Origin of the sequence: Streptococcus mitis, assembly GCF_003942695.1 — a bacterium.
In the GTDB taxonomy this organism is placed as follows: Bacteria; Bacillota; Bacilli; order Lactobacillales; family Streptococcaceae; genus Streptococcus; species Streptococcus mitis_BD.
Window position 1 is genome coordinate 47,239 of the sequence record NZ_RJNU01000006.1, and the last position, 17,653, is coordinate 64,891.

The following is a 17,653-nucleotide window of genomic DNA, read 5'->3' on the forward strand; positions in this document are numbered from 1 at the left end:
AAAAAAATTAATGCGTGTTAATTTTTCTTGACTTAAAATTTTTTAATTGATATACTATTTTTCAGAGAGCTAACAATTATATATAAATGTACTACTCTATTCCACTAGATAATACGTCATAAAACTTTTTATAACAAAGGCTAGCAAGGTTAAAGTTTTCTATCTATTGGGTTTAAAATAAAAAATGAAGGAATTATAATGAAAAAAAGTACGGTATTGTCATTAACTACTGCTGCAGTTATTTTAGCAGCATATGCCCCCAATGAGGTAATTTTAGCAGATGCACCTAGTTCTGAAGATGCTTTAAGAATTTCTGGTAAAGAAAAAGTAGTAGCAGATAAAGAAACAGAAAAAAATGAACAATCTGAAGAACTTCATAATGTTATAGAAACTTCAAAGGATACTGAGGAGAAGAAGACAACAGTTATTGAGGAAAAAGAAGTTGTTAGTAGAAAGCCTAAGATAGACAAAAAAACTAGTAACGAAGGAGCAAGTATCAAAGAAGACTCCAATCAATCCAAAGGAGATGATGCGAACTCATTTGTAAATAAAGATACAGAAAATCCTAAAAAAGAAGATAAACTTGTCTATATTGCTGAATTTAAAGATAAAGAATCTGGAGAAAAAGTAATTAAGGAACTATCCAATCTTGAGGATACAAAAGTTTTATATACCTATAATACGATTTTTAATGGCGCTGCCATTGAAACAACTCCAGATAATTTGGACAAAATTAAACAAATGGAAGGTGTTTCGTCGGTTGAACGATCACAAAAAGTCCAACCAATGATGAATCATGCCAGAAAGGAAATTGGAGTTGAGGAAGCTATTGATTACCTAAAGTCTATTAATGCTCCATTTGGGAAAAATTTTGATGGTAGAGGTATGGTCATTTCAAATATCGATACTGGAACAGATTATAGGCATAAGGCTATGAGGATCGATGATGATGCCAAAGACTCAATGAAATTTAAAAAAGAAGATTTAAAAGGCACTGATAAAAATTATTGGTTGAGTGATAAAATCCCTCATGCGTTCAATTATTATAATGGTGGTAAAATCACTGTAGAAAAATATGATGATGGTAGGGATTATTTTGACCCACATGGGATGCATATTGCAGGGATTCTTGCTGGAAATGATACTGAAAAAGATATCAAGAACTTTAATGGCATAGATGGAATTGCGCCTAATGCACAAATTTTCTCTTATAAAATGTACTCTGACGCAGGATCTGGGTTCGCGGGTGATGAAACAATGTTTCATGCTATTGAAGATTCGATCAAACACAATGTCGATGTTGTTTCGGTATCATCTGGCTTTACGGGAACAGGTCTTGTAGGCGAGAAATATTGGGAGGCTATTAGAGCATTAAGAAAAGCTGGAATCCCAATGGTTGTTGCTACAGGTAATTTTGCGACTTCTGCTTCAAGTTCTTCTTGGGATTTAGTAGCCAATAATAATCTGAAAATGACAGATACTGGAAATGTAACACGAACTGCCGCACATGAAGATGCGATAGCGGTCGCTTCTGCTAAAAATCAAACCATTGAGTTTGATAAGGTTAACATTGGAGGACAAAGTTTTAAATACAGAAATATAGGAGCTTTTTTCGATAAAAATAAAATCCTAACAAATGAGGATGGGTCAAAAACTCCAAATAAATTAAAATTTGTATATATAGGCAAAGGTCAAGACAAAGATTTGATAGGCTTGGATCTTAAGGGCAAAATTGCAGTAATGGATAGAATTTATACCAAGGATTTAAAAGATGCTTTTAAAAGAGCAACGGATAAAGGCGCACGTGCCATTATGGTTGTAAATACTGTAAATTACTACAATAGAGATAATTGGACAGACCTTCCAGCTATGGGATATGAAGCGGATGAAGGGACTACTAGTCAAGTATTTTCAATTTCAGGAGATGATGGTGTAAAATTATGGAACATGATTAACCCTGATAAAAAAACTGAAGTCAAAAGAAATAATAAGGAAGATTTTAAAGATAACTTAGAACAATACTATCCAATTGATATGGAAAGCTATAATTCTAATAAACCGAATGTAGGTGATGAAAAAGAAATTGACTTTAAATTTGCAGCTGACACAGACAAAGAACTTTATAAAGAAGATATTATAGTCCCAGCAGGGTCTACATCTTGGGGGCCAAGAACAGACTTGCTTTTAAAACCGGATGTTTCAGCACCTGGTAAAAATATTAAATCCACTCTAAATGTTATCAATGGTAAATCCACTTATGGTTATATGTCAGGAACTAGTATGGCAACTCCAATCGTAGCAGCTTCTACTGTTTTGATTCGACCAAAATTAAAGGAATTGCTTGAAAGACCTGTCTTGAAAAATCTTAAGGGAGATGACAAAATAGACCTTACAAGTCTTACAAAAATAGCTCTACAAAATACTGCAAGACCTATGATGGATGCAACCTCTTGGAAAGAAAAGAGTCAATACTTTGCATCACCTAGACAGCAGGGAGCGGGGCTAATTAATGTTGCCAACGCTTTGAGAAATGAAGTTGTAGCAACTTTCAAAAATACAGATTCTAAAGGTTTGGTAAATTCATATGGTTCCATTTCTCTTAAAGAAATAAAAGGTGATAAAAAATACTTTACAATTAAGCTTCACAATACCTCAAACAGACCTTTAACCTTTAAAGTTTCTGCATCAACTGTAACTACAGATGCTCTAACTGATAGGCTAAAACTCGATGAAACATATAAAGATGAAAAATCTCCGGACGGGAAGCAAATTGTTCCAGAAATTCACCCAGAAAAAGTCAAAGGAGCAAATATCACATTTGAGCATGATACTTTCACTATAGGTCCAAATTCCAGCTTTGATTTAAATGCGGTTATAAATGTTGGAGAAGCTAAAAACAAAAATAAATTTGTAGAATCATTTATTCATTTTGAGTCAGTGGAAGAAATGGAAGCTCTAAACTCCAACGGTAAGAAAAGAAACTTCCAACCTTCTTTGTCGATGCCTCTAATGGGATTTGCTGGGAATTGGAACCACGAACCAATCCTTGATAAATGGGCCTGGGAAGAAGGATCAAAATCAAAAGCAATGGAAGGTTATGATGATGATGGTAAACCAAAAATTCCAGGTACCTTAAATAAGGGGATTGGTGGAGAACATGGTATAGATAAATTTAATCCAGCAGGAGTTATCCAAAATAGAAAAGATAAAAATACAACATCCCTAGATCAAAATCCAGAATTATTTGCTTTCAATAACGAAGGAATCAACGCACCTTCATCAAGTGGCTCTAATATTGCTAAAATCTATCCTTTAGATTCAAATGGAAATCCTCAAGATGCTCAACTTGAGAGAGGATTAACGCCTTCTCCACTTGTATTAAGAAGTGCAGAAGAAGGGGTGATTTCAATAGTAAATACAAATAAAGAAGGAGAAAATCAAAAAGACTTAAAAGTCATTTCGAGAGAACACTTTATTAAAGGAATTTTAAACTCTAAAAGAAATGATGCAAAGGGCATTAAATCTTCTAAGCTAAAAGTTTGGGGTGACTTGAAATGGGATGGACTCATTTATAACCCTAGAGGTAGAGAAGAAAATGCCCCAGAAAGTAATGACAAAAAAGATCCTGCTACTAAGATACGAGGACAATTTGAACCGATTGCGGAAGGCCAATATTTCTATAAATTTAAATATAGATTAACCAAGGATTACCCATGGCAGGTTTCCTATATTCCTGTAAAAATTGATAACACCCCTCCAAAGATTGTTTCAATTGATTTTTCAAACCCTGGAAAAATTAAGTTAATTACAAAGGATACTTATCACAAGGTCAAAGAGCAATATAAGAATGAAACGCTATTTGCGAGAGATCAAAAAGAACATCCTGAAAAATTTGACGAGATTGCCAACGAAGTTTGGTATGCTGGGGCCGCTCTTGTTAATGAAGATGGAGAGGTTGAGAAAAATCTTGAAGTCACTTATGCAGGTGAGGGTCAAGGACGAAATAGAAAACTTGACAAAGACGGAAATACCATTTATGAAATTAAAGGTGCAGGAGATTTAAGAGGAAAAATCATTGAAGTGATTGCATTAGACGGTTCTAGCAATTTCACAAAGATTCATAGAATTAAATTTGCTGATCATGCTGATAAAAATGGGATGATTTCCTATTATCTAGTAGATCCTGATCAAGATTCATCTAAATACCAAAAGCTTGGCGAGATTTCCGAATCTAAATTTAAAAATTTAGAAAATAGAAAAGAGGATAGTCTTAAAAAAGATACAACTGAAGTAGAACATCATCAAGAAAATGAAGAGGCTACCGAAGAAAAATCTAGCTTGACTATTCATAAAACAATTTCAACAATTAGAGACTTTGAAAGCAAAGATTTAAAGAAACTCATTAAAAAGAAATTTAGAGAAGTTGATGACTTTACAAGTGAAACTGGTAAGAGAATAGAGGAATACGATTATAAATACGATGATAAGGGAAATATCATTGCTTATGACGATGGTAGTGCCTTAGAATATGAAACTGAAAAACTTGATGAAATCAAATCAAAAATTTATGGCATTCTAAACCCATCTAAAGATGGACACTTTGAAATTCTTGGAAAGATCAGTAATGTTTCTAAAAATGCCAAGGTATACTATGGAAATAACTATAAATCGATAGAAATCAAAACGACCAAGTATGATTCCCATTCAAAAACGATGACATTTGATTTATACGCTAATATTAATGATATTGTGGATGGATTAGCTTTTGCAGGAGATATGAGGTTTTTTGTCAAAGATGATGGTCAGATAAAAGCTGAAACTAAAATTAGAATGCCTGAAAAAAATAAGGAAACTAAAGCAGAATATCCGTATGCATCAAGTTATGGGAATGTAATAGAATTAGGAGAAGGAGATCTTTCAAAAAATAAACCAAATAATTTAACGGACATGGAATCTGGTAAAATCTATTCTGATTCAGAAAAACAACAATATCTATTAAAGGATAACATCATTCTGAGAAAAGGCTATGCACTAAAAGTGACTACCTATAATCCTGGAAAAACGGATATGTTAGAAGGGAATGGAGTCTATAACAAGGAAGATATAGCAAAAATCCAAAAGGCCAATCCTAATCTAAGAGTTTTATCAGAAACAACAATTTATGCTGATAGTAGAAATGTTGAAGATGGAAGAAGTACTCAATCAGTATTAATGTCGGCTTTGGACGGCTTTAACATTGTAAGGTATCAAGTGTTTACATTTAAAATGAATGATAAAGGGGAGGCAATCAATAACGATGGAAATCTTGTGACAGATCCTTCTAAACTTGTATTATTTGGTAAGGATGGTAAAGAGTACACAGGAGAGGATAAGTCCAATGTAGAAGCTATAAAAGAAGATGGCTCTACGTTATTTATTGATGCAAAACCAGTAAATCTTTCAATGGACAAGAACTACTTTAATCCATCTAAAACTAATAAAATTTATGTACGAAATCCAGAATTTTATTTAAGAGGTAAGATTTCTGATAAGGGTGGTTTTAACTGGGAGTTGAGAGTTAATGAATCGGTTGTAGATAATTATTTAATCTACGGAGATTTACACATTGATAACACTAGAGATTTTAACATTAAGCTTAATGTTAAAGACGGTGACATCATGGACTGGGGGATGAAAGACTATAAAGCAAACGGATTCCCAGATAAGGTAACAGATATGGATGGAAATGTTTATCTTCAAACTGGCTATAGCGATTTGAATGCGAAAGCGGTTGGAGTACATTATCAATTTTTATATGATAATGTCAAACCAGAAGTAAAGATTGATCCAAAAGGAAATACTAGTATCGAATATGCTAATGGAAAATCTGTAGTCTTTAACATCAATGATAAAAGAAATAATGGATTCGATGGTGAGATTCAAGAACAACATATTTATGTTAATGGAAAAGAATACAAATCATTTGATGATATTAAACAACTAACAGATAAGACACTAAACATTAAGATTGTTGTAAAAGATTTCGCAAGAAATACAACCGTAAAAGAATTCATTTTAAACAAAGATACGGGAGAGGTAAGCGAATTAAAACCTCATACGGTGACTGTGACAATTCAAAATGGAAAAGAAATGAGTTCAACGATAGTGTCGGAAGAAGATTTTATGTTACCTGTCTATATGGGTGAATTAGAAAAAGGATACCAATTTGATGGTTGGGAAATTTCTGGTTTCGAAGGGAAAAAAGACGCTGGCTATGTTCTTAATCTATCAAAAGATACCTTTATAAAACCTGTATTCAAGAAAATAGAGGAGAAAAAGGAGGAGGAAAATAAACCTACTTTTGATGTATCGAAAAAGAAAGAAAAAACACAATCTAATTCAACTAATGATGTCAACAGTATTGTTTCTGATGAAAATGATAAAAACTTTGAAATTAACAAGAACATTTATCTAAATGAACAAGGAAACTTAACTAATAAAAATACCAACATCAATAGTAAATCAACTAGTAACAATCCTAATGAGTTGCCAAAAACCGGAACAGCAAGCGGAGCCCAGACACTATTAGCTGCCGGAATCATGTTTATAGTAGGAGCTTTTCTTGGATTGAAGAGAAAAAATAAAGATTAAGACAAAAGCTATAGAAAAAATGGTTTATGTACTGAGATTAGATAGTGAGGTGATGACATAGTTTTGTGAAAGTATTGATTTATAAATATATTATTTAGATTTCTATGAAAATGGGAGATTTAATAGAGATATATGTAAAAGCCTTGTCTCAGGACAGGCTTTTTCTAATGGAGATAAAAATTTCTTGACATCTATTCTCAGAGTGCTATACTAAAAGGGTAATCGCCGATTTAGCTCAGTTGGTAGAGCAACGCACTCGTAACGCGTAGGTCACAGGTTCAAGCCCTGCAATCGGCAGAATCAAGAAGTCCAAACGGGCTTCTTTTTTTGTAAATATAGGAAAGGTGGAACGTTTGAGATAGGTTCTATTTAACGTCAGAAACTCCTACTTATAAATTAAAACTAAAATTTATATTTTGTGGTATAATATATTTTAATAAGCACTTGTTTTCGTTCCGTTTTAGAGGACTATAGGCTGTTAATTATTCTAGAAATTTTTGCTTTGATTTTTTTAAAAAGTCATAAAAGTTCATGGATAGTAACGAATGAAGTCTCGCAAACTTGGCTGAATATAAATCAAAAAGGAGAAAATTATGAATAAGAAAGAACGGGAAAGACAATTTGAAGAGATTAACGGACGTAAGCGGTCAGAATCAAAGTTGACTCCAAATAAAAAAATAAAAATCTATATTGGCATAGCACTCGCTGTTTTAGTCACTCTTATCTTGGTAAGTATTTTCTCATATTTTCTGATTGTAAAGAAAGAGTCAAATCAAGCATCGTCTGCTGTTTCAACTACAGAGTCAACAAGTCAATCGTCTACAAGCCAAGGAAAGACAGATGAGACTGATAAGGATAAACAAGAGGAAATTCAGAAACTCAAGGATCAACTGACTGCTTTAGATACCAAAATTACGGAAGCAGAAGCATTTGTTAGCAAGTTCAAGAAAGAAACTGCTGTTCCAAAATTAGATATTGAAGCAATTAAGAACAATGACTTGTCTAGTTTAGAAGGTACTTGGCGTAGTCAATCTGGTAATGAATACATTATTAATGATTCTGGAGAAGTACGTGCGACTTGGTTTACAAATGATCAAAAGTACGAATCTGTAGTTGGATTAAAGGTATCAAAAGGACAAGATAATCGTAACCCTGAGACAGCGTCTATCAGTGCATGGGTAAAAGATTCTGTTGCTGGAGGATTTGTAATAGTAGCTGTGCCAAGTGGAGTCGTTATGCAACCTGCTGATGACGGAAAGATTACGGATAAAAGCAATCATACTGAGGAAAGACTACTTTCAGGACAAGATTATGGGTCTATGTTAATGAAACCAGAAAATGTTTATTATCGTGTGAAACCAGATACCAGTAAACTTGAGGAAGCAGAAAAGAACTTAGCTCAACTACAAGCAGACCGTGAATCAATCAAATCTTCTCTAGAGCCAAAGGAAAAGAAAAACTAGATGGTATTCGTTCAAAAATACTGTTACAATCGGCAGAATCAAGAAGCCCATTAGTGCTTCTTTTTCTTTTGTTACAAATATTCAACCACATAGACAGAGATATTGACCAGATAGGCAAAAGGGCTTGTTCTTGAAAAATTCCTCTGCTATAATGGTTCATGTAAGGGGCGTGAGGGGTCAGTATCGGACAACTCAAGAACCAAAAAAAGAAAATGGAGACAAAAAATGAAAAAATTATTGGGACTTGTATTTTTAGTAGCAGCAGCGCTAGTATTGTATTTCGGATCTGTTGGCTGGCCAAGTTTGGATGTCAACCTCTGGTCACTCATTCCGGTAGGATTGTTCCTCTATTTCACGCTAGAAAACTTTTTGAAAAAAGATTACAAGGCTAGTCTGATGTGCTTGATCATCGCCTTTATCATTGCAAATGCTATTTTTGATCTGTTGCCAATTTCTAGTGGTTTGGTAATTGGTGCTGGTGTGCTAGCTTGTGTAGGACTTGGCTACCTCTTTCCTGATAAGGATAAAAAAGAAGATAAATAAAAAAGTCTCGAGATTTCTCGAGACTTTTTTACTGACCAGCGTAATATTTTTGAATCCCTTTTACGATGCCTGCGACCAATTTATCTTGGTAGTGACTATCTCTGATTTGTTGGTTTTCGGAGAAATTATCCATATAACCAAGTTCTAGGAGAACGGCTGGTTTGGCTGTTTCGCGTAGTACGGCATAGCTGCTCTCCAACAGACCAGCGTCTTTGGCCCCTGTTTCTGCTAGAAGAGAGGAGTGGATGGCAGCGGCGAGGCGTTTGCTTTCACTCATACGATCTGGGTGATTGTGCCAGTATTTATTAATCTTACTTGGATAATCAGGTTCATCGCTATAGGAGTAGGTTTGAATACCGCTCGCTTTAGAGTAGGTATTACCAGTAGCGTTGAAGTGAATACTGATAAAGATGTCAGAGTTGGTCTTATTAACCATACGAGAACGTTCGGTAACAAAATCAACATCAATATCACTATCACGAGAAGTGAGGACCTTGTAGCCTAGTTCTTCTAGCTTAGCGCGAAGTTTGCGATAGATTTGCATATTGAGATCTTTTTCAGCGACATTGTAGTAAAAGGCGCCAGAATCTCGACCACCATGCCCAGGATCTAGGAAAATGGTATTGCTGTATAGGCCTTTTGTAAATCCGCCTTCAGTCGAAACTTCAGAAATCCATTGGCCGTATTTTTGGAACAGGTGTTCCTTACCGTCTATCTTGTAAGTTCCTGAAACATAATGTCCATTATCATCTAGGTAGTAGCGTGCTTTGTCAGAGTTATCGTAAATCCATTCGCTCTTTGCCATGTAACCACCTGACTTGAGGTAGTATGCTCCAATCCACTCCTGATTTGCATAACGGCCATCCGCTTTTAGATAGAACCAGCTCTTGTAGGCCTTGTCAAAGATCCACTCTTTTTCAGCCATGGCTCCACTAGATTTGAGGTAGTAGCTTCCTTTCCATTTATTGGAAAGCATGACTCCATTTTGTTCAAAAGCATACCAAGTTCCCTTGATTTTCTCCCATTTGTCTTGGCTGTATTTCCCATATTCATTAGCGTAATACCAATTTTGATCAATCTTCACCCAGGAGTTTTCCGCCATAGCCCCACTACTGCCGAGCAGGTAAGCACCAACGGTCGTTTTGCTGAGCATCACGCCGTTCTTGTCAAAATAATACCATGAACCATTAACTTTCTCCCATTTGTCTTGCGAGATTCTACCAGATGGTGTGACATAATACCAATTTTGGTCAACCTTCACCCAGCCATTCTCAGCCATAGCCCCGCTTTTGGTAAGGAGATAACCATCAACGATTGTCTGACTGAGCATGACACCATCCTTGTCAAAGTAGTACCAAGCTCCTCCGATTTTTTTCCATGTTTGTTGGATGATTTTTCCAGACTCACTGGCGTAGTACCATTTACCCTCAAGAGCTACCCAGCCATTTTCTATCATGACCCCGTCTTTATTAAGAACATAGCTATCAAAGATGGTATCACTGAGTCGATTTCCATCGTTGTCAAAATAGTACCACTTATCTTGAATTTTTTTCCATTTGAGGACAGGCTGATTGTTTTCATAGAAACGCCACTGCTTGTTTTCTTCCTGCCATCCTTCTTTTTTAGGTGCTTCTTCTTTTGCCCTGTCTTTTGGAAGTGTTGCAACCTCCTCTTCATTTTTAATTGAAAGATCTTTCTTATCTTCCTTAGAGTTGCTTTGTTCGGTGGTAGCAGGAGGATTAGCATTGCTTTCCTCTGCGTAGATAGGTGCTTGTGCCAATCCTGCCATTGAAAGGACAACAGCACTTGCCAATATAAACTTTTTCAACGATATTCTCCAATCATTATTTTCTAAGAAATACTATAAAATATGTCTGATGGTTTATCAACTATCGAACTGAACTTCTTCTAGTAGATACTCGATAAAGCGTTCGCCCATCTTAGACAGGCTGGTTTTTTCATGCTGGATATAGACTAGTTCAATCGGGTCGTCAATGTCCAGTGGAATGGAAACGATATTGTCTCCGTTGAGGTTACTGTTCAAAATCCCTGTTGCAATGGTGTAACCATCCAAACCAATCAAAAGATTAAAGAGGGTGGCGCGGTCACTTACAACAATGGATTTCTTATGGTGCTCTTGTGAAAGAATCTCCTCTGAAAAGTAGAAGGAATTGTGCGTCCCCTGGTCATAACTCAGATAAGGAAAGTCTTCCAAATCAGCCAGTTTGACCTTGTCTTTTTTAGCTAGAGGGTTGGTCTTGCTAACAAAGATATGGGGTTGAGCGGTAAAGAGGTGGTGCGCTAGCAGGTGATTGTCATCTAGCATTTTCGTTAAAACATCGCGGTTGTAGCTGTTTAAAAAGAGGACACCGACCTCGCTACGGAAGTTCTTGACGTCATCGATAATCTCCCAAGTCCGAGTTTCACGAAGGAAAAGCTCGTATTTTTCCATATCACTTTTTTTGAGCAGAGAGACAAAGGCATTGACTACAAAGGCATAGTGCTGAGAGGAAACGCTAAAAAGTTCGCGGTGGGCGACAGGATTTTTATAGCGTTCCTCCAGAAGTTGGGTTTGCTCGACAACTTGACGAGCGTAGGAGAGAAACTCCATCCCATCACGGGTCAAGGTAATACCCTTGGGATTGCGAATAAAGATTTCAATACCCATTTCATTTTCCAAGTCTCGAACGGCATTAGAGAGACTTGGTTGGGTGATAAAGAGTTGCTTGGCTGCTTCATTCATAGAGCCAGTTTCGACGATTTTGATAATATAGTGTAATTGTTGAATTCTCATGCTTTTATTGTACCACACTTGGTGAAGAATGAGCAAAGAAGATGAAGGGAAGAGAGGAAAGACCCAAACTGGTATTGAAAAAAAGTCTAAAATCTGTTAGAATGAAAGCTATGAAAACATTCTATGATGTGCAGCAATTTCTCAAACAGTTTGGCATTATTGTCTATGTGGGGAAGCGCTTGTATGATATTGAACTGATGAAGCTCGAACTCTCTCGGATTTATGATGCAGGTCTGATGGACAAGCTAGACTATCTAGAGGCGGAAGCTGTTCTTCGTAGAGAGCACAAGATAGAATTAGACTACATAGAGAAAAATGGAGATAAGAACTTATGACAATTTGGATTTTGTGGGGAATCGTACTAGCGATGGCGGCTTGGATGGGGTATAACTACCTTCGTATTCGTCGTGCGGCTAAGATTGTAGACAATGCAGAATTTGAAGCCTTGATTCGGAAAGGACAGTTGATTGATGTCCGTGATGCAGCAGAATTTCACAGAAAACACATTCTTGGTGCGCGCAATATTCCTTCAAGTCAATTGAAGTCAAGCCTTGCAGCCCTTCGTAAGGATAAACCTGTCCTTCTCTACGAAAACCAACGTGGACAACGAGTGACCAATGCAGCACTTTATCTGAAAAAACAAGGTTTCTCTGAGATTTATATCCTTTCTTATGGATTGGATTCTTGGAACGGGAAGGTCAAGACTAGCTAAGATCAAGGAAAAAGTTGATAAAGTCGGTCTCATATACTAAATTAATAAACATTTTAAGGAGTTTTTAGAATATGCAAGAAAAGAAGAAAAACCCGCTTTTAGTGGGTATCCTATCTATCATTCTTAGCTTGTTGTTTCCGTTGGGAGGTATTGGTTTAGGTATCACTGGTGTATTGTTTGCTAATGAACTTCAAAAAGAATCTGGCTTAGACTTTAAAACAGAGAGAATTGTATCTATTGTAGGTATTGTTCTTTCTGCTCTTAACTGGATTGCAGCCGTCGCAGTATTTTTTAGATAAGCAATAAACAAAAAGCTTTAATATAAAGCTTTTTTTCTTTTATCCACTTTTCTCTAAGTAGTTTTTAATGATTTCCAATTCCTCTGGATTCAAGGGACGGTATTGCCCTTCTGCTAGCTCTGGGTCTAATGTAAAATCACCGAACTGAACTCGTTTGAGAGAGACCACCTTGACACCGACTGAGAGAAACATCTTCTTGACCTGATGAAATTTGCCCTCAGAGATAGTGATGGAGGCCCGGCTCTCTGTTGGGCTTGAGGACAGAATTTCGAGCTGAGCAGGTTTGCAAGTGGTCCCATCTAAAAAGACGATTCCTTCCTTAAACTGTCGGATATGATTTGGTGTGAGCAGTCCGTTGACCACCACTTGATAGGATTTATCGACATGGTACTGGGGATGAAGGAGCTGAAAACCAAGAGGCCCATTGTCTGTCAGAAGCAGCAGTCCCGTCGTATCACGGTCTAATCTGCCGACACCATAGAGCTTGTCAGACTGGATGTCAGGTGGAAGGAGGTCCATGACGGTTGGTAGGTTCTTATCCTTGCTAGCTGTAACGACTCCATTTGGTTTATGAAGCATGAGGTAGTTGTGCTCGTAGCCTTGGATTTGCCGTCCTTGAAAGACTAATTTCTGCAATCCAGTGTCGACATTTTGAGCGAAGGAGTTGGCTGGACAATCATCTACTAGGATTTCTTTTTTCAGAAGTGCCTGTTTCATAGCCTTGCGACTGACCTTTTCTTGGGCTAATAATCTATCTAAACGCATACCAGCTTATCTTATCATAAGTCTCTGACTTTGAAAAGAGTTGCCTTGACTAGAAAAGCAGAGTGAAAACATTTACACTTAGCTGAACTGTGATTTTTGAATGAGACTGTGGTATAATTGTTCAGTTAGAAATAAAAATTTAAAATATTAGAGGAAATCATGACAAAATTAAGAGAAGATATCCGTAACATTGCGATTATCGCCCACGTTGACCACGGTAAAACAACCCTCGTTGACGAATTATTGAAACAATCAGAAACGCTTGATGCACGTACTGAATTGGCAGAGCGCGCTATGGACTCAAACGATATCGAAAAAGAGCGTGGAATTACCATCCTTGCTAAAAATACAGCCGTTGCCTACAAGGGAACTCGTATCAATATCATGGACACACCAGGACACGCGGACTTCGGTGGAGAAGTTGAGCGTATTATGAAAATGGTTGACGGTGTTGTCTTGGTCGTAGATGCTTACGAAGGAACCATGCCACAGACTCGTTTCGTATTGAAAAAAGCCTTGGAACAAGATCTTGTTCCAATCGTGGTTGTCAACAAAATCGACAAACCATCAGCTCGTCCAGCAGAAGTAGTGGACGAAGTCTTGGAACTTTTCATCGAACTTGGTGCAGATGACGACCAGCTTGACTTCCCAGTGGTGTATGCTTCAGCGATTAACGGAACATCTTCCTTGTCAGATGATCCAGCTGATCAAGAAAAAACAATGGCGCCAATCTTTGACACCATTATCGACCATATCCCAGCTCCAGTAGACAACTCAGATGAGCCTTTGCAGTTCCAAGTGTCACTTTTGGACTACAATGACTTCGTAGGTCGTATCGGTATCGGTCGTGTCTTCCGTGGTAGTGTGAAAGTTGGGGACCAAGTTACTCTTTCTAAACTAGATGGTACAACGAAGAACTTCCGTGTGACGAAACTCTTTGGTTTCTTTGGTTTGGAACGTCGTGAAATCCAAGAAGCAAAAGCGGGTGACTTGATTGCCGTTTCTGGTATGGAAGATATTTTCGTTGGTGAAACCATCACACCGACAGATGCAATTGAAGCTCTTCCAATCCTACACATCGATGAGCCAACTCTTCAAATGACTTTCTTGGTCAACAACTCACCATTTGCTGGTAAAGAAGGTAAATGGGTGACTTCTCGTAAGGTGGAAGAACGTTTACAGGCTGAATTGCAAACAGACGTTTCCCTTCGTGTTGACCCAACTGATTCACCAGATAAATGGACTGTTTCAGGACGTGGAGAATTGCACTTATCAATCCTTATCGAAACAATGCGCCGTGAGGGATATGAACTTCAAGTATCTCGTCCAGAAGTTATCGTAAAAGAAATCGATGGTGTGAAATGTGAGCCATTTGAACGTGTTCAAATCGATACTCCAGAAGAATACCAAGGATCTGTTATCCAAAGCCTCTCTGAACGTAAGGGTGAAATGTTGGATATGATTTCAACTGGTAATGGTCAAACTCGTTTGGTCTTCCTTGTTCCAGCGCGTGGTTTGATCGGATACTCAACTGAGTTCTTGTCAATGACTCGTGGTTACGGTATCATGAACCATACCTTCGACCAATACTTGCCATTGATTCCAGGTGAAATTGGGGGACGTCATCGTGGTGCCCTTGTTTCCATCGATGCTGGTAAGGCAACAACATACTCAATCATGTCTATCGAAGAACGTGGAACCATCTTTGTCAACCCAGGTACTGAGGTTTACGAAGGAATGATTATCGGTGAAAACTCTCGTGAAAACGATTTGACCGTTAACATCACTAAGGCCAAACAAATGACCAACGTTCGTTCTGCAACCAAGGACCAAACAGCGGTTATCAAGACACCTCGTATCTTGACGCTTGAAGAGTCTCTTGAGTTCTTGAATGACGATGAGTACATGGAAGTAACGCCTGAGTCTATCCGTTTGCGTAAACAAATCCTCAACAAGGCAGAGCGCGAGAAAGCCAACAAAAAGAAAAAATCAGCTGAATAAGAGCTAGAAAGAGATAAAGATGGTCTATTTAATCATAGGGATACTCTTATTACTACTCTATGTATTTGCGACACCTCAAAGTATTAAAGGAACAGTCAACATCGTTATCTTGGTCTTTGTAGTTGTTGCACTCTTGATTTTGCTGATGTTGTCCATCTTGCAAATCTTCCAATTACCGACAGAATTCTTTGTCACAATCGCCATGCTGGCCCTGGCTTACTTTAGCTTGAGAGACATTACGCTCATGCCTGTAAAAAAGGGTAAAAGAAGATAATAGAAGAGGCTGGGTAATGACTCAATTTGAGGAGAAAATCTAGCAAATTTTTCCCTGATAAAACGCATAATATCAAGGTTTTTGAATGCCTGATATTATGCGTTTTTATGATTTTTAAAACTTTTTGAGCTACCTATTAGAAAGTGGATACTCTTACAATTATTTTGGAAATAATTTAATTTCTGATTTAACGTATATTTTCTCAGAAGGACTATTATTCCAACTTTTTCAAGGGTAGTCTTATTTTGGACCGAAAGAAAAAGATTGAAGAAATCGTCCAAAATGAACTTTTCTTCAATCTGGAGGTTCGTACCTCTTTTTTTATTTCTTTTTCCGATTTAATACTGCATTGAGGACAATGGCGAGGAGGCTTGCCACGACGATTCCGTTTGAGAAGAACATTTGGAAGGCTGTTGGCATGCTGACGAAGAGATTACTATTGTTGAGTCCGACACCTGCAGCGATTGAAACAGCTGCGATAAGGAAGTTGTGTTCATTGTTAGCAAAGTCAACGCGGGCGAGGATTTGCATCCCTTGAAGGGAAACAAAACCAAACATAACCAGCATAGCACCACCAAGGACAGGACTCGGAATGATTTGAGCTAGGGCTCCAAACTTAGGAAGGAGTCCAAGGAGGACTAGGAAACCAGCTGCATAGTAGATTGGCAGACGAGTCTTGATACCTGATAATTTAACCAAACCAACGTTTTGTGAAAATCCTGTGTAAGGGAAGGTGTTAAAAATTCCTCCGAGAAGTACGGCCAAACCTTCTGCGCGGTAACCGTTGCGAAGGCGCGTGCTGTCGATTGGGTCATTGGTAATATCAGACAAGGCCAGATAAACACCGGTGGATTCAACCATAGACACCGTTGCAATGATACACATCATGACAATAGAGGAGATTTCAAAAGTTGGCACCCCAAAGTAGAGGGGAGTAGGAACATGGACAAGCGGTGCTGCCGCAACAGGGGAGAAATCAACCAAGCCCATAGTGGCAGCAATGGCAGTTCCAACAACCAGACCAATCAAAATGGAGATAGACTTGATAAATCCTTTGGTAAAGATGTTGATCAAGAGGATAATCAGAACAGTGATAGCAGCAAGTAAGAGACTTTGACCAGTTGGCTCTGGAACATTATTTCCCATATTTCCAATAGCAACAGGAATCAAGGTTAAACCAATCGTGGTAATAACAGATCCTGTTACGATAGAGGGGAAGAGATTGGCTACTTTTGAGAAAATGCCTGAAATCAGAACCACATAAATCCCAGAAACGATAAGGGCACCAAACATAGCACCACTACCGTGACTCTGACCAATCATAATCAAGGGCGCAACGGATTGGAAGGCAACTCCGAGAACGACTGGTAGTCCGACACCAAAGTATTTATTGAGTTGAAGTTGGAGGAAGGTGGCCACCCCACACATGAAGATATCTGTGGAGATTAGGTAAGTCAACTGCTCAGCTGAATAGCCAAGAGCTGTCGCAATCATGATGGGAACTAGGATAGAACCTGAGTACATGGCTAGTAAGTGCTGCAAGCCAAGAACGGCTGCTTGCGAGTGTTTTTCTTGTTTTTGCATTAGAGATCTGCCTCCTTAAATACGACCTGACCGTTTTCAAAACGTTCCAAACGAGCGAGTGATAGAACTGGATAGCCAGCTTTTTCAAGCAAATCACGACCATCTTGGAAAGATTTTTCAATCACGATACCGATGGCTTCGACTTTAGCTCCGGCCTGTTCGATGATTTGGATCAAGCCTTTGGCAGCTTGTCCATTTGCTAGGAAATCGTCAATAATCAAGACCTTGTCCTCAGGTGAGAGGAATTTTCCAGCGATGGAAACGGTGCTGGTCACCTGCTTGGTAAAGGAGTAGACTTCAGCAGTTAGGATGCCTTCGTTCATGGTGATGTTTTTAGCTTTCTTTGCGAAAATCATGGGAACGTCTAAGGCTTCAGCTGTAAAAACAGCTGGGGCGATCCCTGAAGCTTCAATGGTCACGACCTTGGTAATGCCAGCAGCAGCGAATTTTTCCGCAAAAACCTTACCAATCTCTCGCATCAAGCTAAAGTCAACTTGGTGGGTTAAAAAGGAATCCACCTTGAGGATGTTGTCCCCCAAGATATGCCCATCCTCAAGGATGCGCTCTTCTAATAATTTCATAAGACCT

The 17,653-nt window shown here is 38.0% G+C and carries 13 protein-coding genes and 1 tRNA gene; 9 read left to right on the forward strand and 5 right to left on the reverse strand.

Features of this window, described 5'->3' with window-relative positions:
* Nucleotides 1–198: 198 nt before the first annotated feature.
* From D8852_RS05835 to D8852_RS05850, 4 genes are all read left to right on the forward strand, one after another.
* Nucleotides 199–6,630, forward strand: coding sequence for a S8 family peptidase (locus tag D8852_RS05835; protein WP_125424775.1), 6,432 nt, complete (start codon nucleotides 199–201; stop codon nucleotides 6,628–6,630).
* A gap of 224 nt (nucleotides 6,631–6,854) precedes the next feature.
* Nucleotides 6,855–6,927 (forward strand) — tRNA-Thr (locus D8852_RS05840).
* A gap of 296 nt (nucleotides 6,928–7,223) precedes the next feature.
* Nucleotides 7,224–8,093 (forward strand): DUF6287 domain-containing protein, encoded by an 870-nt coding sequence (locus D8852_RS05845; RefSeq protein WP_049518940.1) that lies wholly within the window; start codon nucleotides 7,224–7,226, stop codon nucleotides 8,091–8,093.
* Between the two features lie 225 nt (nucleotides 8,094–8,318).
* Nucleotides 8,319–8,636, forward strand: coding sequence for a hypothetical protein (locus D8852_RS05850; RefSeq protein ID WP_049520932.1), 318 nt, complete (start codon nucleotides 8,319–8,321; stop codon nucleotides 8,634–8,636).
* A 28-nt stretch (nucleotides 8,637–8,664) separates the two neighbouring features.
* Here the strand turns inward: D8852_RS05850 and D8852_RS05855 are convergent, their stop codons facing one another.
* A complete protein-coding gene (locus D8852_RS05855; protein WP_125424776.1) occupies nucleotides 8,665–10,464 on the reverse strand; it encodes an N-acetylmuramoyl-L-alanine amidase in 1,800 nt (599 codons plus the stop codon).
* Nucleotides 10,465–10,521: 57 nt separating this feature from the next.
* Nucleotides 10,522–11,430: a LysR family transcriptional regulator gene (locus D8852_RS05860; protein ID WP_001222585.1), complete on the reverse strand. Its 909-nt coding sequence runs from the start codon at nucleotides 11,428–11,430 to the stop codon at nucleotides 10,522–10,524.
* 101 nt (nucleotides 11,431–11,531) lie between these two features.
* Between D8852_RS05860 and D8852_RS05865 the strand changes: the two genes are divergently transcribed.
* From D8852_RS05865 to D8852_RS05875, 3 genes are all read left to right on the forward strand, one after another.
* Nucleotides 11,532–11,765, forward strand: a complete 234-nt coding sequence (locus D8852_RS05865) for a YqgQ family protein (RefSeq protein ID WP_002874361.1) — start codon at nucleotides 11,532–11,534, stop codon at nucleotides 11,763–11,765.
* Nucleotides 11,762–12,142: a rhodanese-like domain-containing protein gene (locus tag D8852_RS05870; RefSeq protein WP_125424777.1), complete on the forward strand. Its 381-nt coding sequence runs from the start codon at nucleotides 11,762–11,764 to the stop codon at nucleotides 12,140–12,142. The genes D8852_RS05865 and D8852_RS05870 overlap by 4 nt, the downstream gene beginning before the upstream one ends.
* 71 nt (nucleotides 12,143–12,213) lie before the next feature.
* A complete protein-coding gene (locus D8852_RS05875; protein ID WP_125424778.1) occupies nucleotides 12,214–12,441 on the forward strand; it encodes a DUF4190 domain-containing protein in 228 nt (75 codons plus the stop codon).
* Nucleotides 12,442–12,480: 39 nt separating this feature from the next.
* On the opposite strand, the gene D8852_RS05880 is transcribed toward D8852_RS05875, so the two are convergent.
* Nucleotides 12,481–13,206 (reverse strand): 16S rRNA pseudouridine(516) synthase, encoded by a 726-nt coding sequence (locus D8852_RS05880; protein WP_125424779.1) that lies wholly within the window; start codon nucleotides 13,204–13,206, stop codon nucleotides 12,481–12,483.
* Between the two features lie 159 nt (nucleotides 13,207–13,365).
* On the opposite strand from D8852_RS05880, the gene typA reads away from it, so the two are divergent.
* Nucleotides 13,366–15,207, forward strand: a complete 1,842-nt coding sequence (gene typA / locus D8852_RS05885) for a translational GTPase TypA (RefSeq protein ID WP_125424780.1) — start codon at nucleotides 13,366–13,368, stop codon at nucleotides 15,205–15,207.
* Between the two features lie 19 nt (nucleotides 15,208–15,226).
* The gene (locus tag D8852_RS05890; RefSeq protein WP_000262659.1) at nucleotides 15,227–15,481 is read left to right on the forward strand and encodes a DUF3165 family protein; all 255 of its coding nucleotides are present in this window, start codon (nucleotides 15,227–15,229) and stop codon (nucleotides 15,479–15,481) included.
* A gap of 321 nt (nucleotides 15,482–15,802) precedes the next feature.
* Here the strand turns inward: D8852_RS05890 and D8852_RS05895 are convergent, their stop codons facing one another.
* Both D8852_RS05895 and D8852_RS05900 read right to left on the reverse strand, forming a co-directional pair.
* Nucleotides 15,803–17,065: a nucleobase:cation symporter-2 family protein gene (locus D8852_RS05895; RefSeq protein ID WP_061417289.1), complete on the reverse strand. Its 1,263-nt coding sequence runs from the start codon at nucleotides 17,063–17,065 to the stop codon at nucleotides 15,803–15,805.
* Complete coding sequence (locus D8852_RS05900) at nucleotides 17,065–17,646, reverse strand: xanthine phosphoribosyltransferase (RefSeq protein WP_061417287.1); 582 nt, start codon at nucleotides 17,644–17,646, stop codon at nucleotides 17,065–17,067. The genes D8852_RS05895 and D8852_RS05900 overlap by 1 nt, the downstream gene beginning before the upstream one ends.
* Nucleotides 17,647–17,653 lie beyond the last annotated feature (7 nt).